The organism is Rhizobium sp. LARHSG275, from assembly GCF_052871115.1.
The window spans coordinates 163,915-184,387 of sequence record NZ_JBIXJN010000002.1 but is presented as its reverse complement, the minus strand read 5'-3'; the positions used below and the strand labels follow the sequence as shown (position 1 = coordinate 184,387).

The following is a 20,473-nucleotide window of genomic DNA, read 5'->3' as shown; positions in this document are numbered from 1 at the left end:
CTTATTCCTCGATGCCGAGCTTCGCCTTGACGAGAGCCTGGACAGCCTGCGGATTGGCCTTGCCGCCGGTCGCCTTCATCACCTGGCCGACGAACCATGCCGCCATGGTCGGCTTCGCCTTGACCTTGGCGACCTGGTCAGGATTGGCGGCGATGATCTCGTCGACGGCCTTTTCGATGGCGCCGGTATCCGTCACCTGCTTCATGCCGCGCACTTCGACGATCTCGGCGGGATCGCCGCCCTCGTTGAGCACGATCTCGAAGAGATCCTTGGCGATCTTGCCGGAGATGGTTTCGGCCTTGATGAGATCGATGATGGCGCCGAGCTGGGCCGACGAAACCGGCGTCTGCTCGATGTCCTTGCCCGTGCGGTTCAGCGCGCCGAGCAGATCGTTGATCACCCAGTTGGCAGCCGTCTTGCCGTCACGGCCTGCGGCGACGGCTTCGAAATAGTCGGCGATCGCTTTTTCGGAAACGAGCACCGAGGCGTCGTAGATCGACAGGCCGAGCTCGCGCACGAAGCGCTCCTTCTTGTCGTCAGGCAGTTCCGGCAGATCGGCTTCGAGCGCCTTGATGAAGGCGTCGTCGAATTCGAGCGGCAGCAGATCCGGATCGGGGAAGTAACGATAGTCGTGCGCGTCCTCCTTGGAGCGCATCGAGCGCGTCTCGCCCTTGTTCGGATCGAAAAGGCGGGTCTCCTGATCGATCTTGCCGCCTTCCTCCAGAATGCCGATCTGCCGACGGGCTTCATATTCGATCGCCTGGCCGATGAAACGGATGGAGTTGACGTTCTTGATTTCGCAACGCGTGCCGAAATCCTCGCCCGGACGGCGGACGGAGACGTTGACGTCGGCGCGCATCGAGCCCTCGTCCATGTTGCCGTCGCAAGTGCCGAGATAACGCACGATCGAGCGCAGCTTGGTCATATAGGCCTTGGCCTCGTCGGACGAGCGCATGTCGGGCTTGGAGACGATCTCCATCAGGGCGACGCCGGAGCGGTTCAGATCGACATAGGACATGGTCGCGTGCTGGTCATGCATCGACTTGCCGGCATCCTGCTCCAGATGCAGGCGCTCGATGCCGATCTCGATGTCCTCGAACTGACCCTGGCGGTCGGGCCCGAGTGAAATGACGATCTTGCCTTCGCCGACGATCGGATCCTTGAACTGCGAGATCTGATAGCCCTGCGGCAGGTCGGGATAGAAATAGTTCTTGCGATCAAAGAGGGAGCGCTTGTTGATTTGGGCTTTCAGGCCGAGGCCGGTGCGCACCGCCTGCTTGACGCATTCCTCGTTGATGACGGGCAGCATGCCGGGCATGGCGGCGTCGACCATCGAGACATTCGAATTCTGCGGCTTGCCGAACTCCGTCGAGGCACCGGAGAAGAGCTTCGAATTGGACAGCACCTGGGCATGGACTTCCATGCCGACGATGACTTCCCAGTCGCCGGTGGCGCCGGGGATGAAGCGTTTCGGATCAGGCGTACGGACGTCGACAAGGGTCATCTGATGCTCTTTGCAGGCTGTTCTTTTCCACTGGTGAGGTAAAGGAAATGGCGTGCCGGTGCAAGGCTTTCGCCATGGCGCGCATCGCGGTTTGACGGCGGGCGGCGACATTTGTCGTGTGTTAACCAAGGCACGGTAGAGTTGTCGCATGACGATAATCGATATCACCAAGTGGGCCGCACCGTTTCTGGCGCTGAACCTCCTCGTCTTCTCGATCTATTTCCTCGACAAGCAGGCGGCGCGCGATGGCAGGTGGCGGATCAGCGAGCGTACGCTTCTGACGCTTGCGCTGATCGGCGGCAGCCTCGGCGCGGTGGCTGCACAGCAATTCCTGCGGCACAAAACGAGAAAGGAGCCGTTCAGGTCGATCCTGGCGGCGATCCTGATGTTGCACAGCGCATTGGCCGCGGTGCTGATCTTTGCGCCAAAATGGCGCGTTTTCCTTCTTCAGGATTTTTGAAGCATCAGAATTCCTGCCCATATCCACCTTGGTCATCCGAAACGAGCTGTTTCTTCAGTCCAACGGAGGGTACGTCGCGATCAAGCTTCGGATTGTAGGCGACCGAGAGCCAATGGATGCGGTAGCCGTGCTTCCGGAAGAAGCCGATCGCCTCGCTATTGCCGGAGTGGGTCTGCATCGCCGCCTTCTCGAGGCCCTGATCGGCGATCTCCTTTTCGATGCGGGCGAGAAGGGCCGAACCAAGGCCCCGGCGGGTGAAGACGGGATCGATCCAGAAATCCGAGATGGTTTCGTCCAATCCCTCGCGCGCTGCCCAGCCTGCGACCTGGCCGTTCTGCTCGATGACGGTGATGGTCAGCCAGTCGTTTTCCACGAAGTTCCGAAAGGCGTTGCGCGCTGCGTCGATCATCGCGTCCGATTCGCCGATCGACGCCATCGCCTTTTGCCAGGCCCTCAGCCCGATCTCGCTCAATAGCTCTGCTTCACCGTCGCGGGCATTGCGAATGTGGATCAACGACACCTCCGCGTTACCCGTGAACTAGACCATTGAGTCGCGGATTTTACCAGTAGCTCCAAGGGGATGATCCACCGAAACCGCGGTTTTCGACTGGTTTTGACCTGAGAACAGGCTCTTGACCGAATTTTCCGGGCTGAATAATAGACCCTATCGAGGTGTTTTATGTTGAGCCTTCCTGAGACCCGGTAAAGGCCCTGCCCGCAAGTTTGCTTGCGCGCATGGGCCCGAAAAAAACGAAGCCCTGACGTTCGAATGAGCGCCAGATCGTTTTTGTGCGCCCTGCCGGGCGCGATACCGGATCTCAACACATGGATATTTCTCGCACGGAGCAGCGCATCCTGCATCTCATGGCCCAAGGCGGCCGCATTGAAATTACCCGCGACGACGACAGGAAAATCGGGACGGTCAGTTGCTTCACCCGCGACGGCTGGCTCTATCCCGGCGTCGACATCGATCTCTTCCGCCGGCTGAAGCGGCTGAGGGCAATCAAGTCCTCAGGTGGCCAGCCCTACCGGATCACCGAAAGAGGGCTGAGGTTGGTCAGGTCGCAGCTGAACAACAGGTAATCGTGGCACCCCTGATCGCGTCTCGAACGGGCGCGGTCAGGGGGATCGTCTCAGGCCTTTGCAGAAAGTTCCGTCCGCATCACCGACCACTCGTCGGCCATCGTGCCCGTGCCCCGCGCCTTACCGGCGCGGCGATACCAGTAATCGGCGTTCCAGGCATCGCCCTCGATGCGATGGCAAAGGGCGTGCCCCCAGTCGAACGGCTGTTCGCCTTCGTGGCGCTGGCAGATGTCGTGGACGGCCTGCCAATCCGCGCCCATGGTGAAACCACCGGCAGAGAGGCGATCGAATGCCTCGATCAATTGCGCAATATCATTGCTGGCCATAAGACCTCCTTGCTGGTTCCCGCTATCGGTCAGCCAACCGTTTCTCCAGATGGACCTTTTCAAGTTCCACGCCCATGCTCTCGGAAAATTCGCGGCCACGCCAGATGATGGTGAAGCCGCAGCGCTCGTAGAGGCGGATCGCGCCCTTATTCCCGGCATGCGTGTCGAGCCTGGCAGTCGCCAGCCCCTCTGCCGCCATCAGTTCGCACAAATGAAGCAAAAGAGCCCGGCCGACGCCGTTGCCCTGATGGTCGGGATGCACCCAGAGGTCGGACACATAATTCGGTTGGTTTTCACGCGCGCCCCAGCCGACGATCGTCCCGCCCCGTTCGGCAAGGAAGATCTCGCCTTTCGTTTCCTCGGGAAAGATGGCGAACTCGTGCCGCACCCTGGTGATCACATCGGGATCGAGATAGCTGTCCTCGAAGGCATCGCTTGCGGCCCATGCGGCAAAGCCGACGGCGCCGACCGCTTCGTGGTCGGCAGCCGCTATCATTCGGATCGTTAGATCCGTTACCACCACTTGGCCGGCGTAAACCGGCCGGCTGCCTGCTCGATGACGTGGGCGGTCTTGAAGAGGGTTTCCTCATCGAAGGGTTTGCCGATCAGCTGCAGGCCGAGCGGCAGGCCCTTGTGATCGAGGCCGGCAGGCACGGCGATGCCCGGCAGGCCCGCCATGTTGACGGTCACCGTGAAGATGTCGTTCAGATACATCTTCACCGGATCGGCGGCGAGGTTCTCATCGGCAACGCCAAAGGCGGACGACGGCGTTGCCGGTGTCAGTATGGCATCGACGCCGGCGTCGAAGGCGAGTTCGAAATCGCGCTTGATCAGCGTGCGCACCTTCTGGGCGCGGATGTAATAGGCATCGTAATAGCCGGCCGACAGCACATAGGTGCCGATCATGATGCGGCGCTTGACTTCCTTGCCGAAGCCCGCGGCACGTGTCTTCTCATACATGTCGACGATGTCCTTGCCGTCGACGCGCAGGCCGTAGCGCACGCCGTCGTAACGGGCGAGGTTCGAGGATGCCTCGGCGGGAGCGACGATGTAATAGGCCGGAAGGGCGTATTTGGTGTGCGGCAGCGAGATGTCGACGATCTCGGCGCCGGCATCCTTCAGCCAGGCGATGCCCTGGCGCCAGAGGGTTTCGATCTCATCCGGCATGCCGTCGACACGATATTCGTTCGGAATACCGATCTTCATGCCCTTCAGCGACTGGCCGAGGGCCGCTTCGTAATCCGGCACCGGCAAATCGACCGATGTCGTGTCCTTGGCGTCGACGCTTGCCATCGACTTCAAAAGGATGGCGGCATCGCGGACGTCGCGGGCGATCGGGCCTGCCTGGTCGAGCGAGGAGGCAAAGGCGACGGTGCCCCAGCGCGAGCAGCGGCCGTAGGTCGGCTTGATGCCGACGGTGCCGGTGAAAGCGGCCGGCTGGCGGATCGAGCCGCCGGTATCGGTTGCGGTCGCGCCGGCGCAAAGATGCGCGGCGACAGCGGCGGCCGAGCCGCCGGAGGAGCCGCCGGGCACGAGCTGCTGATTGGAGCCTGCGGCGCGCCAGGGATTGATCACTGGGCCGTAATAGGATGTTTCATTCGACGAGCCCATGGCGAATTCGTCCATGTTGAGCTTGCCGAGCATGACGGCGCCGTCATCCCAGAGGTTCTGCGTGACCGTCGATTCATAACGCGGCTCGAAACCGTCGAGTATATGGCTGCAGGCCTGGGTGTGGACACCGACGGTGGCGAAGAGATCCTTGATGCCAAGCGGAATGCCTTCGAGGTCACCGGCCTTGCCGGCGGCGATGCGCTCGTCGGAGTTCTTCGCCATGACGCGGGCGAGATCCGGCGTGACCTTGATATAGGCATTCAACCGATCATTGGCCGCGTCGATCGCCGAGATATAGGCTTCGGTCAGTTCGATCGCGGTGATTTCCTTGCCGCGCAGCTTCTGGCGGGCTTCGGCAATGGTCAGGCTGGTGAGTTCGCTCATCGTGTTTTCGCTTTAAATCTGGAAATATGGCAACAGGGTCGGAAAGAGGCTGCGAAGCCTTATTCGACGACTTTCGGCACCAGGAAAAAATTGTGGTCGGTGACGGGCGCATTGGCGACGATATCGGCTGCCTTGCTGCCGTCGGTCACCGCGTCGGTGCGCTTCTTCATCGCCATCGGGGTTACCGAGGTCATCGCCTCGACGCCGTCGACATTCACTTCGGAGAGTTGCTCGACGAAGCCGAGGATGCCGTTCAGCTCGCCGACCATGCGATTTGCTTCGTCCTCGGAGACGGCAATACGGGCAAGGCGGGCGACGCGCTTCACGGTGGCAAGATCGACGGACATGGCATTCTCCGGGTAGGATTTTTCCTACCCGCTATAAAGGCCCTGTCCGCCTGACGCAACGGGGTTTCGTCAGATCGACAGGCTCTCGGAAGGCCTGATCGCCTTCACTTCGGTCTTCGATCCTTCCATGCCGGCAACGAATTTTTCCGCCGTCTGGTCGATGATCGGGAAGGTGCCGTAGTGGCAGGGGATCGCGGTCTTGAAGTTGAAATAGCGCCGGCAGGCAAGGGCTGCCACAGCGCCGCCCATGGTAAAGCGGTCGCCGACCGGCACGAAGCCGATATCGGGCTGGTGCAATTCGTTGATCAGCGCCATGTCTGAGAAGATGTCGGTATCGCCCATGGCAAGGATCGAGGCTTCGTCGTCGAAATGCAGCATCAGGCCGTTGGCGTTGCCGAGCGCATGCGAGACGCCGTCCTCGGTGATCTGGGCGGAAGAGTGCAGCGCGTTGGTGAAGGTTGCCGAGAAGCTGCCGAGCGCGATCGTGCCGCCGGTATTGCCCATCTCGATCTTGTCGACGCCCTTGGAGCCGAGCCAAGCGGCGAGATCGGCATTGGCGAGAACGACGGCGCCGGTTTCCTTGGCGAGTGCCACGGTATCGCCGACATGATCGCCATGGCCATGCGTCAGCAGGATGTGGGTGATGCCGGCAGACACATCCTTGATATCCTGGCCGGAAAAGGAGGCGTTATAGCTGAGGAATGGATCGAGCAGGATCTTCGCCCTTGATGTCTCGATGCGGAAGGCGGAATGGCCGAGCCAGGTGATCTTCATGAAATGTCTCCTTTATTACGTGATGCAAAGCCGGTTTAGATGCTAAGGACATATCTTATGCGGCCGCAAAGAAAAGCGGCGGCGACTTCAATTTGTTTTGACGGGATGAGACGGCGATGACGGTGCTGACGATCGAGGAAATGGCCGAAACGCTCGCTCCGCGACAGGCGATTGCCGGCCTGGATCTCGGCACCAAGACGATCGGACTTTCGATGTCCGATCTCGGACGGCGCTTCGCCACGCCGCGCACGGTGATCCGCCGCGTCAAGTTCACCATCGATGCCCAGGCGCTGCTGGATTTCGCCACAGCGGAAAGGGTCGCAGGCTTCGTCATCGGCCTGCCGATGAACATGGACGGATCGGCGGGTCCGCGCGTGCAGGCGACACGCGCCTTCGTGCGTAATATGGAGCAGAAGACGGCGCTGCCCTTCGTCTATTGGGACGAGCGGCTTTCGACGGTTGCGGCCGAACGGACGTTGCTCGAAATGGACGTCTCGCGCGCCAAGCGGGCCGAACGGATCGATTCGGCCGCTGCAAGCTTCATCCTTCAGGGCGCGCTCGACAGGCTTTCCTTACTGGCAAGGTCTGATGGAGACGAATTCAGCGCCTGACGCGCCTTCCACCAGGCGATGATCGACTTGCGCTTGCGGAAGGCCGTGATCGCGAAGACGACGAGGCTGTCGACCGCGATCGCGCGGGCAACGAGCGGGGGGATAGACTCCGGCGGAATGCCGAGCGCCTTGCCGTAAAGCTGGAATGTCAGGTCGTGGACCTGCCGCGTGAACATGAAGATGCCGAAACTCATGTCGTAATAGGAGAGCCAGTACCATCCGCCCAGAAAGATGATGGGGCCGGCCCAGAAGACCAGAAACCACTTCATGCGGCCTCTCCTCCATGCTTGCGCGTCACGGGCAGATCGAGGGAAACCAACCAGGTCGACGATGCCATGATGCAAAGCACCAGCGCCGGAATTGCGATATCCAGCGCCAGGACTGCGAAAAACATCATCGCCGTCACCAGGAACGCGGCTTTAGCGATCTTGATTCTCATGGGCGTCAACTCGGGGCTTCTACTCGTACATCTCTGCTCACCGCCACACTGTCGGGTTAACCAGGCCCCCGCAACGTAAACCATTTGTTAAGGTTAACGTGGCCCCGCCCCCTGTGGATGAGGCAGGCATCAACCGTAAACACCACGCACGATGCGCTTCAGCGCTAGTGCCGCCTTCTCCCAATCCTTGGATGTCTTCAGCGACAGGCCGGCGCACTGCCCGCCGACTGCGGCTGCCAGCACAAGGTGCTGGATCGCGGCGATGACGACGGCGTTGACGGCAGCCGCATCCACGCCCTTCGGCGGCGCCAGCGAGCCGCGCATGCGCTCCAGCCAGAGAGCGAGCGCCTTCGAACGCGCTTCGGACAACCGCGTCACCTGTTCGGTGTTTTCAGAAATCTCCCAGGCGAGGATGCGGCGCATCAGCGGATCGGTTCTCAAGGCGTCGAGGAGGAGAAGCGACAGCCGCTCCATCAGGTCGCCATAGGTGAGCAGGAACATGCCGCCGGCGTCTTCCGGGATGCGATCCTTTACCCATGTGCCGAGATCGGTGCCGATCGCCTCGACCAAGCCGTCGAGGCCGCCATAGTAGCGATAGATCAACTGCTTATCGCAACCGGCGCGGCGGGCAACCGCATTGATGCCGAAATTCTGGAAGCCTTCCTCGGCGAGCAGCCCCTTGGCGGCGGCAAGGATTGCGCGCTCGGTAGCGGCGCGGTCACGCACCCGCCGTTCCGGCTCTCCGCCGGTCCCGGGTGAATTTTCAAGATTTACGGCTTCATTCAGCATGATCGACCCTTCCCCGCTGTCACCAATCGGTGAGTAGCGGGGAGGCTTCATGCAATCAATCCTATCCCTTTGGGAAGATTGTGGATATTCCAGCCGGATCGTTGATTGTCCGCCGAACGGATGTGGAAAGCTGCACGTTGGACTGATCGGATCCGTCCAGAAATCTCGTCCTAGCAGTTGATCGTGATGGACGAACCCGGCATAGCTGCATTATGAACAAATCTAACAATCTCTGCTAAGGCCCTGCAATGGTGAACTATATCGAAGCCTCCACCGCGCCCCCGAAGAATACGGGCGCCATCCGGCTTTATGATGCTGAAGCATTCGAGGGTATGCGCAGGGCATGTCAGCTGACCGCGCGCTGCCTCGATGCGCTTGCCGACATCGTCAAACCCGGCCTGCTGACCGATGAGATCGACAGGTTCGTCTTCGATTTCGGCATGGATCACGGCGCCTATCCGGCGACGCTGAACTATCGCGGCTACACCAAATCGACCTGCACCTCGATCAACCACGTCGTCTGCCACGGCATTCCCAACGACAAGCCGCTGCGTGACGGCGATATCGTGAATATCGACGTCACCTTCGTGCTCGACGGCTGGCACGGCGATTCCAGCCGGATGTACCCCGTCGGCGTCGTCAAGCGTGCTGCCGAGCGGCTGCTCGAAGTCACCTATGAATCGCTGATGCGCGGCATTGCCGCCGTCAGGCCCGGCGCCCGCACCGGCGCGATCGGCGAGGCGATCCAGACCTATGCGGAGGCCGAACGCTGTTCGGTGGTGCGCGATTTCTGCGGCCATGGCGTTGGCCGGCTGTTCCACGATTCGCCGAATATCCTGCATTACGGCCGTGCCAACGAGGGGCCGGAGCTGCGCGAAGGCATGATCTTCACCATCGAGCCGATGATCAACCTCGGCCGGCCGCATGTGAAGGTGCTGGCCGACGGCTGGACGGCAGTCACCCGCGACCGCTCACTTTCGGCGCAGTACGAACACACCGTCGGCGTCACCTCCGACGGCTGCGAGATCTTCACGCTGTCGCCTGGCGGGCTCGACCGCCCCGGCCTGCCGTCACACAACGGGTGACGCTTCGATGGCGAAGGGCCCCGTTTCGACATCTTCCGACGACGAGCTGCCTTTCCCAACGCAAGAGTCTCTTGCCGCCGACGAACGCTCGTTCTTTGGCGGACAGCCGCAAAAACCGTCCGCACCGAATGCCAGGACCGCCCTGCCCGCTTCGCTTGCCGGCCATGAGCATTATCACGGCCATCGAGAGCGATTGCGTGACCGCTTCCGCGAGCTCGGCGACATAGCACTTGCCGACTACGAAATCCTCGAACTGCTGCTTTTCCGGCTGATCCCGCGGCGTGACACCAAACCGATCTCCAAGGCGCTGATCGAACGGTTCGGCTCACTCTCCGGCGTCTTCGGTGCGCCCCAGGCGCTGCTGATGGAAGTCAAGGGCGTCGGCGAGGCCGTGGCGCTCGACCTGAAGCTGATCTCGACTGTCGCCCACCGGACACTGAAGAGCGAGCTCAGGAGCAAACAGGTTCTGTCTTCGTGGTCTTCGGTCATCCAGTATTGCCATGCAGCCATGGCGCACGAGACACGCGAACAGTTCCGCATCCTCTTCCTCGACAAGCGCAATGTGCTGATCGCCGATGAGGTGCAGGGCCGCGGCACGGTCGACCATACGCCGGTCTATCCGCGCGAGGTGGTCAAACGCGCGCTCGAGCTTTCGGCAACGGCGTTGATCCTCGTCCACAACCATCCCTCCGGCGATCCTACGCCATCGCGCGCCGACATCGACATGACGAAGGTGATCATCGATGCCGCCAAGGCACTCGATATCACCGTCCACGACCACGTCATCATCGGCAAGGATGGCCATGTCAGCCTGAAGGGGCTGAAGTTGATCTGAAAGGGCACAGGCCCGGCGGAACCGGCGGTCGTAAAACAATCTGTAACATTGACCGGCTAACGATGGACGGGTGACATTTTGCGTCGCAATATGATTCCTTTCCAATCCGGGGCTTGATGATGCTTCAGTACGATCTCGTTGTGGTGGGCAGCGGTCCAGCAGGGCGCCGCGGCGCGATCCAGGCGGCAAAACTCGGCAAGAAAGTGCTTGTCATCGAGCAGGGCAAACGCGTCGGCGGCGTGTCCGTGCATACCGGTACCATCCCTTCCAAAACGCTGCGCGAGACCGCGCTTAATCTTTCCGGCTGGCGCGAACGCGGCTTCTACGGCCGGTCTTACCGCGTCAAGGAAGAGATCAGTGCAGATGACCTGCGCCGCCGCCTGCTGATTACGCTCAACCACGAGGTCGAGGTGCTGGAACACCAGTTCGCCCGCAACCGCGTGCAGCATATTCGCGGCAAGGCGAGCTTCATCGATGCGTCGACGCTGCAGGTGATCAAGGATGACGGCGAGACCACGCAGGTCACCGCCGCCAGTGTGCTGCTTGCCGTCGGCACTAAGCCGTTCCGCCCCGATTACATGCCCTTCGACGGCAAGACCGTTCTCGACAGCGACGAACTGCTCGACATCCAGGACCTGCCGCGATCAATGGTCGTCATCGGCGCCGGCGTCATCGGCATCGAATATGCGACGATCTTCAGCGCGCTCGACACGGCCGTCACCGTCATCGACCCGAAGGCGACAATGCTCGACTTCATCGACAAGGAAATCATCGAGGATTTCACCTACCAGCTGCGCGACCGGAACATGAAGCTGCTGCTCGGCCAAAAGGCCGACAAGGTGGAGACGCTGGACGACGGCAAGGTCGGGCTGACGCTCGATAGTGGCCGGCGCCTGACGACCGACATGGTGCTTTTCGCCGCCGGCCGCATGGGGGCGACTGACGCGCTGAACCTTCCGGCCATCGGCCTCGAAGCCGACAGCCGCGGCCGTCTCAAGGTCAATCCGGAAACCTTCCAGACATCCGTTGCCAACATTTACGCCGCTGGCGACGTCGTCGGCTTTCCGAGCCTTGCCTCGACCTCGATGGAACAGGGCCGCATCGCCGCCCGCGTCGCGGTCGGCGCGGTCGCCAAGGAACCGCCGAAATATTTCCCCTACGGCATCTATGCCGTGCCGGAGATCTCGACCTGCGGCCTGACCGAAGAAGAGATGAAGGAGCGCGGCATTCCCTATGAATGCGGCATCGCCCGCTTCCGCGAAACCTCGCGGGGTCACATTATGGGCCTCGACACCGGGCTTTTGAAGCTGATCTTCTCGCTGAAGACCCGCCGCCTGCTCGGTGTTCATATCGTCGGCGAAGGCGCCACCGAGCTGGTCCATATCGGCCAGGCGGTGCTCAATCTCAAAGGCACGGTCGAATATTTCGTCGAGAACACCTTCAACTACCCGACGCTTGCCGAAGCCTACAAGATCGCTGGGCTCGATGCCTGGAACCGGATGGGCGACATCAAGTCAGAACTTTAAAACGCATCATGTAGACGGCGGAGCTGTCGTCTAAATCCGGCCGCCAAACGGAGCCCAATGACATTGCGCATCATTTCGCTGAATGCATGGGGCGGCAGGCTGCATGAGGCCTTGATCGGCTATATCAGGCAAGCCGATCCGGATGTGCTGTGCCTGCAGGAAGTGCTGCGGGCGCCAGGTACTGGCGGCGGATGGTCGATCTATCGGGACGCAGGGCTGGAACTGCCGCAGCGCGCCAATCTGTTTACTGAGATCAGCACCGCCCTGCCCTGCCACGACGGCTTCTTCTGCCCGACCTCGAGAGGCGAACTCTTCGACGGCGATACCGCCATTGTCGCCGAATTCGGGCTGGCGACCTTCGTGCGCAAAACGCATTCAGTCATCGCCCAAGGGCTGGACTTCGTGCTTGGCGGTTTTTCCGCCAATGGCTGGGGCGAGCATCCGCGGCCGCGAAACGCCCATTGCATCCGTCTCTTCAGCCCTGAGCACGCATCTACCGTGACGGTCGCCCACATGCATGGCCTGCGCGATCCCGCGGGCAAGGGCGATACCGCAGCGCGCGAGGAGCAGGCCGAGGCGCTGGTCAGGCTCATCGAGCGCGTCTGGCCCGGCGACGAAGGGCTCGTCCTCTGCGGCGATTTCAACGTGCTGCCTGACAGCGCGACCTTTGCGATTCTCGCCACACTCGGGCTTTCCGATCTCGTCACCGGAAACGGCCTTGTAGACACGCGAACCTCCTACTATCTGAAGGAGGGCCGCTTTGCCGACTACATGCTGGTGACGCCAGGGGTGAAGGTTGCCAAATTCGAGGTGGTCGAGGCGCCCGAAGTCTCCGACCATCGCGCATTGCTGCTCGATATCGGGTAGTATATTGAGGAATGATACACGTCGCGAAGCGTTCGCGCGCCGTGCCGTTTTTTACGCCTTAGTTTGAACCCTCACAAATGGCATTGATACGCGGTGCCTGATATATGCCTTCAACGCCATTTTGCCTTCGGGCAAAAGCTTCTAAAGAAAGATAGATACTCTTGTCCCATGTCTTGGAAGCTGCGCGCCGACGTTTTCAGCTGATCCTGATCAAGCCGTCGCATTATGACGATGACGGCTACGTCATCCGCTGGTGGCGGGCGATGATCCCCTCCAATTCGCTGGCGGCGCTCTACGGCATTGCCGCCGAATGTGCCGAGCGCAAGGTGCTCGGAGACGATACGGCGATTGACATCACCGTGATCGACGAGACCAATACGCGGATCGATATCGCCGGACTGCTGGCGCAGTTCAAGCGCCACGACAATTTCGGCATGATCGCTCTCGTCGGCGTCCAGACCAACCAGTATCCCCGCGCCCTCGATATCGCCCGTCCCTTCCGCGATGCCGGCCTGCCGGTTTCGATCGGCGGCTTTCATGTTTCCGGCTGCCTGTCGATGCTGGATGGCAAGGCCGTCGGGCTCGACGCCTGCCGCGACATGGGCATCTCGATGTTTGCCGGCGAAGCCGAGGGCCGGCTCGACATGGTGCTGCGCGATGCCGCCGCCGGCGAGCTGAAGCCGCTCTACAATTTCATGAACGACCTTCCCGGCATCGGCGGCACGCCGGTTCCCTTCCTGCCGAAGGACAATATCCAGCGCACGCTCGGGCTCAGCACCAGCTTCGATGCCGGACGTGGTTGTCCCTATCAGTGCTCGTTCTGCACCATCATCAACGTCCAGGGACGCAAGTCACGCTTCCGTTCGGCCGACGACGTCGAAAAGCTCGTGCGGATGAACTGGGCACAGGGCATCCACAAATTCTTCATCACCGACGACAATTTCGCCCGTAACAAGGATTGGGAAGCGATCTTCGACCGGTTGATCGAACTTAAGGAACGGGACGGCATTCCACTCGGCCTGATGATCCAGGTCGACACGCTCTGCCACAAGATCCCCAATTTCATCGAGAAATCCAGGCGCGCCGGGGTCACGCGCGTCTTCATCGGCCTTGAGAACGTCAATCCGGACAATCTGACCGCTGCCAAGAAGAACCAGAACAAGATCACCGAATACCGCAAGATGCTGCTCGCCTGGAAGGCCCAGGGCATCATGACGCTCGCCGGTTATATCTTGGGCTTCCCCGCCGACACGCCGGAGTCGATCCGCCGCGACATCGCGATCATCCAGGAAGAGCTGCCGCTCGACGTCATCGAATTCTTCATCCTGACGCCGCTGCCTGGCTCCGAGGACCATCAGGTCCTGTGGAAGAAGGGCATCGAGATGGATGCCGATCTCAACATCTACGATGTCGAGCACGTCTGCACCGCGCATCCCAAAATGAGCAAGCAGGAATGGGAAGACATCTACCACGAGGCCTGGTCGCTCTATTATTCGCCTGATCATATGAAGACGCTGCTGCGCCGCGCCGTGGCGACCGGCGTGCCGCTGGCAAGGCTCGTCAAGGTTCTCGTCTCCTTCGCGACCACCGTGCCGCTGGAAAACGTGCATCCGCTGCAAAGCGGTCTGCTGCGCCTGAAGACGCCATCGGAGCGGCGTCCTGACCTGCCGCGCGAGAATCCACTGGTCTTCTGGCCGCGCTTTGCCTGGGAAACCTTCCGCAAACACGCTTCGCTCGCAGGCACGATCATTGGCCTGACGATTTCGGCGTTCCTGATTTCAAGGGATGCAAAGTCGAAGACCTACATGGATCAGGCGCTGACGCCTGTCGCCGACGACGAAGAGGAAACGCTCCACCTCTTCACACAGACCGCAGGCGGTGCGGCAGCCGTAAGCCATGTCAGGAAAGTAGCGCAACTGACAGCGCATTGAGCGGTAATTCTTGAACGGCGGCTGACGCCCGAAGACATGGGCGGCATTAAACTCTAAAGCGCGTCGCATGAATCGACTTTGACAACGCTTCGAAGGCTCCGACCTTGGTGGCCGTTTAAGCGACTTGGATCATCTTGGCCGTCTCGGCCACTTGCAGCGTGTCGACGAATTCGACGATCTTGACCAGTTTCCCATCCCGGAAATGGATCTTGTCGATGAATTCCGTATGGAAGCTCACGCCCGATGGGATGTGCCTAACCTCGCCTTCACGGTGGGCAAAGACCATATGCTCATCCTCGTCCACATAGATAGCTGTCCTGATATTCGATAGATCCCATACCGTGATAAGCTGCGTTATCGCTTGGCGAAAAGCATGCCCGCTTGATTCAGTCGAAAAAGGCGCCAGCCGTGTATTGCCGACCATGCGAAAGGTGCAACCCTCGCCGATCAGCGCCAGCGTAGCTTCGACATCGCCGCAGTCGCGCACAGCATACATTTCTTCCACCAGCTTCTTCATACCATGCTTTGCAGTCATTTTCAGGTCCTCCCCACCAGTAGAATCTGCATCGAATTATACTTTATTGCAACTCTTTGTTGTTCCTGGTGAATAAACACAAAGGAGTAGGCGGCGAGAAATGAACTGCCCTGTACAATAGAAAAGGCCCCGCACGATGGCGAGGCCTCCCAAACTTTACTGCATGATTCCTTAAATCGGAATCGATTTAAGGACAAAATCACGCAGCAACTCAAAGTGTTACAGCGTCCTTTGCGCGTCTGAAAAGACGCGCGGCGCTGTAGAACTGAAAAGCGACTATTCGGCGCTTTCGTCAGCCGCCTTCTTCTTCGGAGCAGCCTTCTTCTTCGGTGCGGCTTCTTCGCCTTCACCGGTGTCCGCTGCTTCGGCCTTGGCGGCAGCCTTCTTCTTCGGCGCGGCCTTCTTGGTCTCGGCCTTCGCTTCGCCTTCTTCCTCGGCGAGCAGCTCTTCCTTCGTCACCTTCTTGTCGGTGACATCGATTTCGGTCAGCAGGTGATCGATGACCTTCTCTTCGAAGATCGGTGCGCGGATCGAAGCGGCGGCACCCGGCTGGCTGCGGAAGAATTCGAGGATCTGCTTTTCCTGGCCCGGATACTGGCGCAGCTGATCGTAGATGGCGCGCTGCATTTCGTCTTCGCTGACTTCGACGCCGGCCTTTTCGCCGATTTCGGAGAGAACGAGGCCGAGGCGAACACGGCGCTCGGCGAGCGTCTTGTATTCCTCGCGAGCCTTCTCTTCGGTCGTGTCTTCGTCCTCGAAGGTCTTGCCGGACTGGGCGAGGTCGTTGTTCACCTGACTCCAGATGCCGTTATATTCGGCGTCGACGAGCGAGTTCGGGGTTTCGAACTTGTACATCTCGTCCAGCTGGTCGAGGATCTGGCGCTTCAGCTTCTGGCGGGTCAGCGAGCCGTACTGCGATTCGATCTGGCCACGGACGATTTCCTTCAGGCGATCGGCGGATTCGATGCCGAGCTTGGAAGCGAGTTCGTCGTTGATCTCGACATCGGCAGGTGCGGCGACTTCCTTGACTGTCACGTCGAAGGTCGCTTCCTTGCCGGCGAGGTTCTTGGCCGGATAGTCGGCCGGGAAGGTCACGGTGATGGTCTTCTCGTCGCCGGCCTTGGCGCCGACGAGCTGGTCTTCGAAGCCCGGAATGAAGCGGCCGGAGCCGAGCACCAGTTCGGCGCCCTGATCGGTGCCGCCTTCGAAGGCTTCGCCGTCGACCTTGCCGACATAATCCATGGTGATGCGGTCGCCATTCGCGGCCTTGCCGGTCTTGGTCTCGTAGGCGCGAGCGCTTTCGGCGACCTTCAGGACCTGCTCGTTGACTTCGTCGTCCGAGATGTCGATCACTTCGCGCGTGACCTTGATGCCCTTGACCGACTTCAGTTCGATCGGCGGCAGCACTTCATAGGAAAGCGTGAATTCGAAATCCTGCTCGGCAGCGAGGATCTTGTCGGCTTCGTCCTTGTCTTCCGTCATGGCGATTTCCGGCTGCGTGGCCGACTTCTCACCGCGGCTGGACAGGATGGCGGCCGGCTGCTCGCGGACGATCTCGTTGACGAGATCGGCCATGATCGACTTGCCGTAGACCTTCTTCAGGTGAGCGGCAGGGACCTTGCCCGGACGGAAGCCGTTGATGCGAACCTTGTCCTTCACATCGGCAAGACGCTCATTCATCTTGTCTTGCATGTCCTTGGCCGGGATAACGACCTTGATTTCGCGCTTCAGCCCTTCAGCGAGCGTTTCGATAACCTGCATGTCTTCCTACCTTCATTTCGTGGCGGCCGTGCCCAGACGCCGTTCGTTTCGATGAGCACGACGCCGGCGATCCTGCCGCGCGTGGCTTTTCCCAATTCCTGTATCATTCCGCCCAAAGGGGAACGGCACTCGCGGGCTATTCGGGACAACTCTCGGCTGCCCTAAGCCAACCGATTTCAGTCTCCCGCCTGCAAACAGCTTGGTGCGGGTAGAGAGACTTGAACTCCCACGCCTTGCGGCACCAGAACCTAAATCTGGCGTGTCTACCAATTTCACCATACCCGCGTTCACAAAACCGCATGCCTATGCCTGCGCATGAGGCCTTCCGGAGCGCGGCGTCTCTATATCACCCGATTTGGTCGAGGCAAAGGAAAAATGAACGGTAAATGACAGGGGATTTGCGGCCCTGGAGCCGCCCTGCCCCGAAGTGCGACGAGATCAGTAAAGCGGCTCGTCGTAAACCGGCTTGCCGTCAACGAGAAGGCTGCGAATCTGTGCGCTTCCATCAGGCGAGACACGCACTGCGATGGCGACGTTGCCGTCATTGCGGGCCTCCTCGATCGGCTTGCCCTCGCCTTCTGGAACGTAGTAGCGCTCGATGCCGTATTCGACACGCATGCTGTCGCCGGCGGCAAGTCCGCCACTATAAAATGGCTGGCTGCGCAGGATCACGGTCTCCGGCTGCGGAGGCAGTTCGTGAAAGGACGATTCGATCACCGTCCAGAAACCGTCTTCCTGCTTCTTCAACCGGACCCATAGCACGCGTTCGCCTGGCTCTGCCGGAATGCCGCCGGAGACCGTCTGCACCGGCACAGAGGAAATGTCGTAGTTCAAGACGACATAATCGCCGCGCAGGAAATCACGCGGATCGACGGGCGCCGTCTTCAGCAGCACTTCAGCGCCATCGCTGAGGATCGACGCCCGGCTCTGGATGATCGTGCCGAGGATCAGGGTCTGCAGACCGGCGACGATGATCGCCGAAAGCAGATAGCCCTTGCCGGATTGCAGCCTTGCCATGAACGAGTTCATGCGCCCTCCCCCTGTGCATTCGCCGAAAAACGCCGCTCGAGACGGATGACGATCCAGGCGACAAGTGCCACCACGAGACCGGAGAAAAGGAAGAGGCTCGACGTGCCGAGGATCGAGCCGACGGTGACGGAGGCAAGATAGAGCATCTCCGCGGCAAAAATCGTATAAGCGAGATAACGCACCGCGCCATTATCCCTGCCATGCAGGGCAATCGCCAGCACCGAAGCGGCAAGTGTCGCCACTCCGAGCACCACCAGCCGCCAGCCGTCCTCGATCTCGATATGCAGCAGCAGCAAGCCGATCCCGGCGACAAGGAAGCTGTAGAAGGCCGGGGCCGCGCCGGCGCTCCTGACCAGGGAGGCAATAGGCCGGAGCGGCAACGCCGTCAGCACGAAGGCCGCCATGCCGCCGATCGCGAAGGCAAGCGCCACGGCGATCTCCTCATAAAGAGTGTAGAGCCAGGCGAGCCAGCCGATCAGCAGCAGATAGGCGAGATGGCGGGCCCGCTCGGCGCCGGTATAACGCACCAACCCGATGACGATTGCCGCCATGAGAGGCGCCATCCAGGGATCGAACCCTATCCAATGCGTGTCGTGGTTCTCAAGATAGACGGCAAACGACGCCCAGGAGAGGAAGCCCGCGACGACGGCCACTGCGCCCGAACGGAACAGGATCGCCGAGATCGTCGCGATGGCGAACCAGAGATACATCACCGTCTGTTCATCGCCGGAGAGATGATACATCTGCCCGACCAGCGAGATGGCGCCGCCGAAGCTCATCGCGCCGATGACCAGCAACCCTCCTGCCGTCGCCGTCGCACCGCGGGCGAGCAGCCGGGCAGCGGCGATGTGCACGACCCAGATCAGGGCAAGGATGGCGCCGACGCGGACGAGGCGCGGGATGGCCTCCCAATTGGAGGCGACGACCAACAGAATGGCAGCGGCAAGCAGCACCGCCGCCAGCGCCATCAGCACCCGGCCGAGGCTGAAGCTTGCCGGGCGGCTGTCATATTCGGCGAGAAGCGCGCCCGCCGTTTCCTGCCTGAGCAGGCCTTTGCCTACCCAGAGCGAGAGATCCCGCTCCAATCTGCCGCGATACATGCCCTACCCCTTATTTCTGCAACGCCGACTGCGCCTGCGGCTCACGCCGTTATAGACGCAGGACCGGTGTCCGCAAACGCTCTGCAACAAACATACAAGTTCCTCACTGGTCTAAATAGTACCGAGTGTTAACCAGCCGCTAACGCCAGACGCGCTAATATAAGCTTATGGACGGAGAGATATGCGTATTTCGCATATCCGGCATGAATGTATTGCACTGCACAATATTCATTAGTCATACTATTGATCAACACATCAAAGCACGGGGATGGCGCCCCGGCCCGGCATCAGCCCGGACGCCCGCGGATGCATTGTCCGTGACGAGATTCGCAGCCGCGCACTCCTCCTCCCAGCGCGCTGCGATAGACTGGCAACACTCCTCCTCCCAGTTGTCAGTCACCATAACACGCCCGCCGGATCCTCCCCCGGCGGGCGTTTTTGTATAGCCAAAGCTTCATTAAGGCCTTGGCGGTGAGAGGATTTTCGTCGCAGGGCGCCGTCATGCCACATTGTCGTCACGCCGCACCACCAACCCCGCGAAGGGGTGGGCGACTTCCAATCCGAAGCGGAACGCCTCTTTGCAGCGGATGGACGAGCGGAATCACCGGAGGAAGCAGCGTTTTCTGCTATGGCACTTCATTCGCCTCTCCAAATCGAACTGCTTTCTCAAAAGTCATTCTGCCTATTCGTTGGCCAAAAAATGGTAAGTCTGCGTCAAATACCCTTTGAGCATTGCATATCTCGCATAGGTGATCTGAAAACTTGGCTGTTTTAGTCTTTCGCATCGCAACATATATTCCAGTCATCAAATAGAGGTCAGCGCCGATCGGTGGCTGCTGGCGAATGAAACCCTCGGAAAGGGGCTTAACATGAACTTCTCTCGCTCTTTCAATAACTGGCGCAAGTATCGTCAGACCGTCACGGAACTCGGCCGCATGACCAACCGCGAATTGCACGATCTCGGCATCGACCGTTCGGACATCCATCGCGTTGCCCGTGAGGCTTCTCACCGCTAATTCCAGGCGATCCGCTGCTCCTCCCAAGCAGGATTGTTCTCGATTGAAACGCCCGCTGTATCCGCAGCGGGCGTTTCTTTTGTCTGCACGTGGTGGCCGCGGTGGTTGCATGTTTTTCCGCTTGTTTAGCCCGCTCAAAAAATATCCTCTGCTTAATTGAAGAGCATCATAGTGCACAATTGCATGGCAGACGCCTTTTATTTGCACTGCACAATCGGACGGTTCTCGCCTATATAAACATCAACCGCAGAGAGACAGGCGATCCCGCCGTCCCGCGGACATAGGAAGAAGACAATGAACCCGATCCGCATTGCAAGAAGCTGGCTCAGCTACCGTCGCACGCTCAATGAACTCGGCGGCCTTTCGAACCAGACCCTGTCCGATATCGGCGTTAGCCGCTACGACATCCGGAATATCGCATCCCGCTCGTTCCGCTAATAGCGAGTACGATGCTTCCAAG

General features: G+C 60.3%; 24 protein-coding genes and 1 tRNA gene. 10 read left to right on the top strand and 15 right to left on the bottom strand.

Annotated features, from left to right (window positions below; genetic code table 11):
- Nucleotide 1: 1 nt before the first annotated feature.
- Entirely contained in the window at nucleotides 2–1,504 is a 1,503-nt protein-coding gene (gatB, locus tag ACIPSK_RS02820; RefSeq protein WP_162118702.1) for an Asp-tRNA(Asn)/Glu-tRNA(Gln) amidotransferase subunit GatB, read from the bottom strand.
- Nucleotides 1,505–1,652: 148 nt separating this feature from the next.
- Between gatB and ACIPSK_RS02815 the strand changes: the two genes are divergently transcribed.
- The gene (locus tag ACIPSK_RS02815) at nucleotides 1,653–1,964 is read left to right on the top strand and encodes a DUF1294 domain-containing protein (RefSeq protein ID WP_162118703.1); all 312 of its coding nucleotides are present in this window, start codon (nucleotides 1,653–1,655) and stop codon (nucleotides 1,962–1,964) included.
- A gap of 4 nt (nucleotides 1,965–1,968) precedes the next feature.
- Here ACIPSK_RS02815 and ACIPSK_RS02810 read toward each other — a convergent pair whose 3' ends face one another.
- Nucleotides 1,969–2,478, bottom strand: a complete 510-nt coding sequence (locus tag ACIPSK_RS02810) for a GNAT family N-acetyltransferase (protein WP_162118704.1) — start codon at nucleotides 2,476–2,478, stop codon at nucleotides 1,969–1,971.
- Nucleotides 2,479–2,789: 311 nt separating this feature from the next.
- On the opposite strand from ACIPSK_RS02810, the gene ACIPSK_RS02805 reads away from it, so the two are divergent.
- Nucleotides 2,790–3,047 carry a YjhX family toxin gene (locus ACIPSK_RS02805; RefSeq protein ID WP_162118705.1) on the top strand — a complete coding sequence of 86 codons (258 nt, stop codon included), beginning with the start codon at nucleotides 2,790–2,792 and terminating at the stop codon, nucleotides 3,045–3,047.
- A 50-nt stretch (nucleotides 3,048–3,097) separates the two neighbouring features.
- Here the strand turns inward: ACIPSK_RS02805 and ACIPSK_RS02800 are convergent, their stop codons facing one another.
- From ACIPSK_RS02800 to ACIPSK_RS02780, 5 genes are all read right to left on the bottom strand, one after another.
- The gene (locus tag ACIPSK_RS02800) at nucleotides 3,098–3,373 is read right to left on the bottom strand and encodes a hypothetical protein (RefSeq protein ID WP_162118706.1); all 276 of its coding nucleotides are present in this window, start codon (nucleotides 3,371–3,373) and stop codon (nucleotides 3,098–3,100) included.
- A 22-nt stretch (nucleotides 3,374–3,395) separates the two neighbouring features.
- Nucleotides 3,396–3,869 (bottom strand): GNAT family N-acetyltransferase, encoded by a 474-nt coding sequence (locus ACIPSK_RS02795; RefSeq protein ID WP_168724936.1) that lies wholly within the window; start codon nucleotides 3,867–3,869, stop codon nucleotides 3,396–3,398.
- A gap of 17 nt (nucleotides 3,870–3,886) precedes the next feature.
- Nucleotides 3,887–5,368 (bottom strand): Asp-tRNA(Asn)/Glu-tRNA(Gln) amidotransferase subunit GatA, encoded by a 1,482-nt coding sequence (gene gatA / locus ACIPSK_RS02790; protein ID WP_162118708.1) that lies wholly within the window; start codon nucleotides 5,366–5,368, stop codon nucleotides 3,887–3,889.
- Nucleotides 5,369–5,427: 59 nt separating this feature from the next.
- A complete protein-coding gene (gene gatC / locus ACIPSK_RS02785) occupies nucleotides 5,428–5,715 on the bottom strand; it encodes an Asp-tRNA(Asn)/Glu-tRNA(Gln) amidotransferase subunit GatC (RefSeq protein ID WP_017964081.1) in 288 nt (95 codons plus the stop codon).
- A gap of 69 nt (nucleotides 5,716–5,784) precedes the next feature.
- Nucleotides 5,785–6,489: a metal-dependent hydrolase gene (locus tag ACIPSK_RS02780; RefSeq protein WP_162118709.1), complete on the bottom strand. Its 705-nt coding sequence runs from the start codon at nucleotides 6,487–6,489 to the stop codon at nucleotides 5,785–5,787.
- 116 nt (nucleotides 6,490–6,605) lie between these two features.
- Between ACIPSK_RS02780 and ruvX the strand changes: the two genes are divergently transcribed.
- Nucleotides 6,606–7,100 carry a Holliday junction resolvase RuvX gene (gene ruvX, locus ACIPSK_RS02775; protein ID WP_162118710.1) on the top strand — a complete coding sequence of 165 codons (495 nt, stop codon included), beginning with the start codon at nucleotides 6,606–6,608 and terminating at the stop codon, nucleotides 7,098–7,100.
- Here ruvX and ACIPSK_RS02770 read toward each other — a convergent pair.
- From ACIPSK_RS02770 to ACIPSK_RS02760, 3 genes are all read right to left on the bottom strand, one after another.
- Nucleotides 7,037–7,369 carry a DUF6105 family protein gene (locus ACIPSK_RS02770; protein ID WP_162118711.1) on the bottom strand — a complete coding sequence of 111 codons (333 nt, stop codon included), beginning with the start codon at nucleotides 7,367–7,369 and terminating at the stop codon, nucleotides 7,037–7,039. The two genes, ruvX and ACIPSK_RS02770, sit on opposite strands and share 64 nt — an antisense overlap.
- Nucleotides 7,366–7,539, bottom strand: coding sequence for a hypothetical protein (locus ACIPSK_RS02765; RefSeq protein WP_017964077.1), 174 nt, complete (start codon nucleotides 7,537–7,539; stop codon nucleotides 7,366–7,368). The genes ACIPSK_RS02770 and ACIPSK_RS02765 overlap by 4 nt, the downstream gene beginning before the upstream one ends.
- A gap of 129 nt (nucleotides 7,540–7,668) precedes the next feature.
- Nucleotides 7,669–8,328, bottom strand: coding sequence for a TetR/AcrR family transcriptional regulator (locus ACIPSK_RS02760; RefSeq protein ID WP_162118712.1), 660 nt, complete (start codon nucleotides 8,326–8,328; stop codon nucleotides 7,669–7,671).
- A 248-nt stretch (nucleotides 8,329–8,576) separates the two neighbouring features.
- Between ACIPSK_RS02760 and map the strand changes: the two genes are divergently transcribed.
- The 5 genes from map (at nucleotide 8,577) to ACIPSK_RS02735 (ending at nucleotide 14,572) form a co-directional block, all read left to right on the top strand.
- Entirely contained in the window at nucleotides 8,577–9,413 is an 837-nt protein-coding gene (gene map / locus ACIPSK_RS02755) for a type I methionyl aminopeptidase (protein ID WP_012757260.1), read from the top strand.
- Nucleotides 9,414–9,420: 7 nt separating this feature from the next.
- Entirely contained in the window at nucleotides 9,421–10,248 is an 828-nt protein-coding gene (radC, locus tag ACIPSK_RS02750) for a RadC family protein (protein ID WP_017964075.1), read from the top strand.
- 119 nt (nucleotides 10,249–10,367) lie between these two features.
- Nucleotides 10,368–11,774 (top strand): Si-specific NAD(P)(+) transhydrogenase, encoded by a 1,407-nt coding sequence (gene sthA / locus ACIPSK_RS02745; protein ID WP_162118713.1) that lies wholly within the window; start codon nucleotides 10,368–10,370, stop codon nucleotides 11,772–11,774.
- A 57-nt stretch (nucleotides 11,775–11,831) separates the two neighbouring features.
- Nucleotides 11,832–12,641: an endonuclease/exonuclease/phosphatase family protein gene (locus ACIPSK_RS02740; RefSeq protein WP_210254222.1), complete on the top strand. Its 810-nt coding sequence runs from the start codon at nucleotides 11,832–11,834 to the stop codon at nucleotides 12,639–12,641.
- A 161-nt stretch (nucleotides 12,642–12,802) separates the two neighbouring features.
- Nucleotides 12,803–14,572 (top strand): B12-binding domain-containing radical SAM protein, encoded by a 1,770-nt coding sequence (locus ACIPSK_RS02735; RefSeq protein WP_018496735.1) that lies wholly within the window; start codon nucleotides 12,803–12,805, stop codon nucleotides 14,570–14,572.
- Between the two features lie 115 nt (nucleotides 14,573–14,687).
- Here ACIPSK_RS02735 and ACIPSK_RS02730 read toward each other — a convergent pair whose 3' ends face one another.
- The 5 genes from ACIPSK_RS02730 to ACIPSK_RS02710 form a co-directional block, all read right to left on the bottom strand.
- Nucleotides 14,688–15,107, bottom strand: a complete 420-nt coding sequence (locus ACIPSK_RS02730; protein WP_162118714.1) for a nuclear transport factor 2 family protein — start codon at nucleotides 15,105–15,107, stop codon at nucleotides 14,688–14,690.
- A gap of 276 nt (nucleotides 15,108–15,383) precedes the next feature.
- Nucleotides 15,384–16,868, bottom strand: a complete 1,485-nt coding sequence (gene tig / locus ACIPSK_RS02725; protein WP_162118715.1) for a trigger factor — start codon at nucleotides 16,866–16,868, stop codon at nucleotides 15,384–15,386.
- A gap of 200 nt (nucleotides 16,869–17,068) precedes the next feature.
- A tRNA-Leu gene (locus ACIPSK_RS02720) sits at nucleotides 17,069–17,153 on the bottom strand.
- Between the two features lie 153 nt (nucleotides 17,154–17,306).
- Complete coding sequence (locus ACIPSK_RS02715) at nucleotides 17,307–17,897, bottom strand: GDYXXLXY domain-containing protein (protein WP_130700126.1); 591 nt, start codon at nucleotides 17,895–17,897, stop codon at nucleotides 17,307–17,309.
- Complete coding sequence (locus ACIPSK_RS02710) at nucleotides 17,894–18,997, bottom strand: DUF2157 domain-containing protein (RefSeq protein WP_162118716.1); 1,104 nt, start codon at nucleotides 18,995–18,997, stop codon at nucleotides 17,894–17,896. Before ACIPSK_RS02710 ends, ACIPSK_RS02715 begins: the two co-directional genes overlap by 4 nt.
- Nucleotides 18,998–19,866: 869 nt before the next feature.
- Between ACIPSK_RS02710 and ACIPSK_RS02705 the strand changes: the two genes are divergently transcribed.
- Nucleotides 19,867–20,013, top strand: coding sequence for a DUF1127 domain-containing protein (locus tag ACIPSK_RS02705; RefSeq protein ID WP_003539019.1), 147 nt, complete (start codon nucleotides 19,867–19,869; stop codon nucleotides 20,011–20,013).
- A 294-nt stretch (nucleotides 20,014–20,307) separates the two neighbouring features.
- Nucleotides 20,308–20,451: a DUF1127 domain-containing protein gene (locus ACIPSK_RS02700; RefSeq protein ID WP_003539017.1), complete on the top strand. Its 144-nt coding sequence runs from the start codon at nucleotides 20,308–20,310 to the stop codon at nucleotides 20,449–20,451.
- The last annotated feature ends 22 nt before the right edge of the window (nucleotides 20,452–20,473 follow it).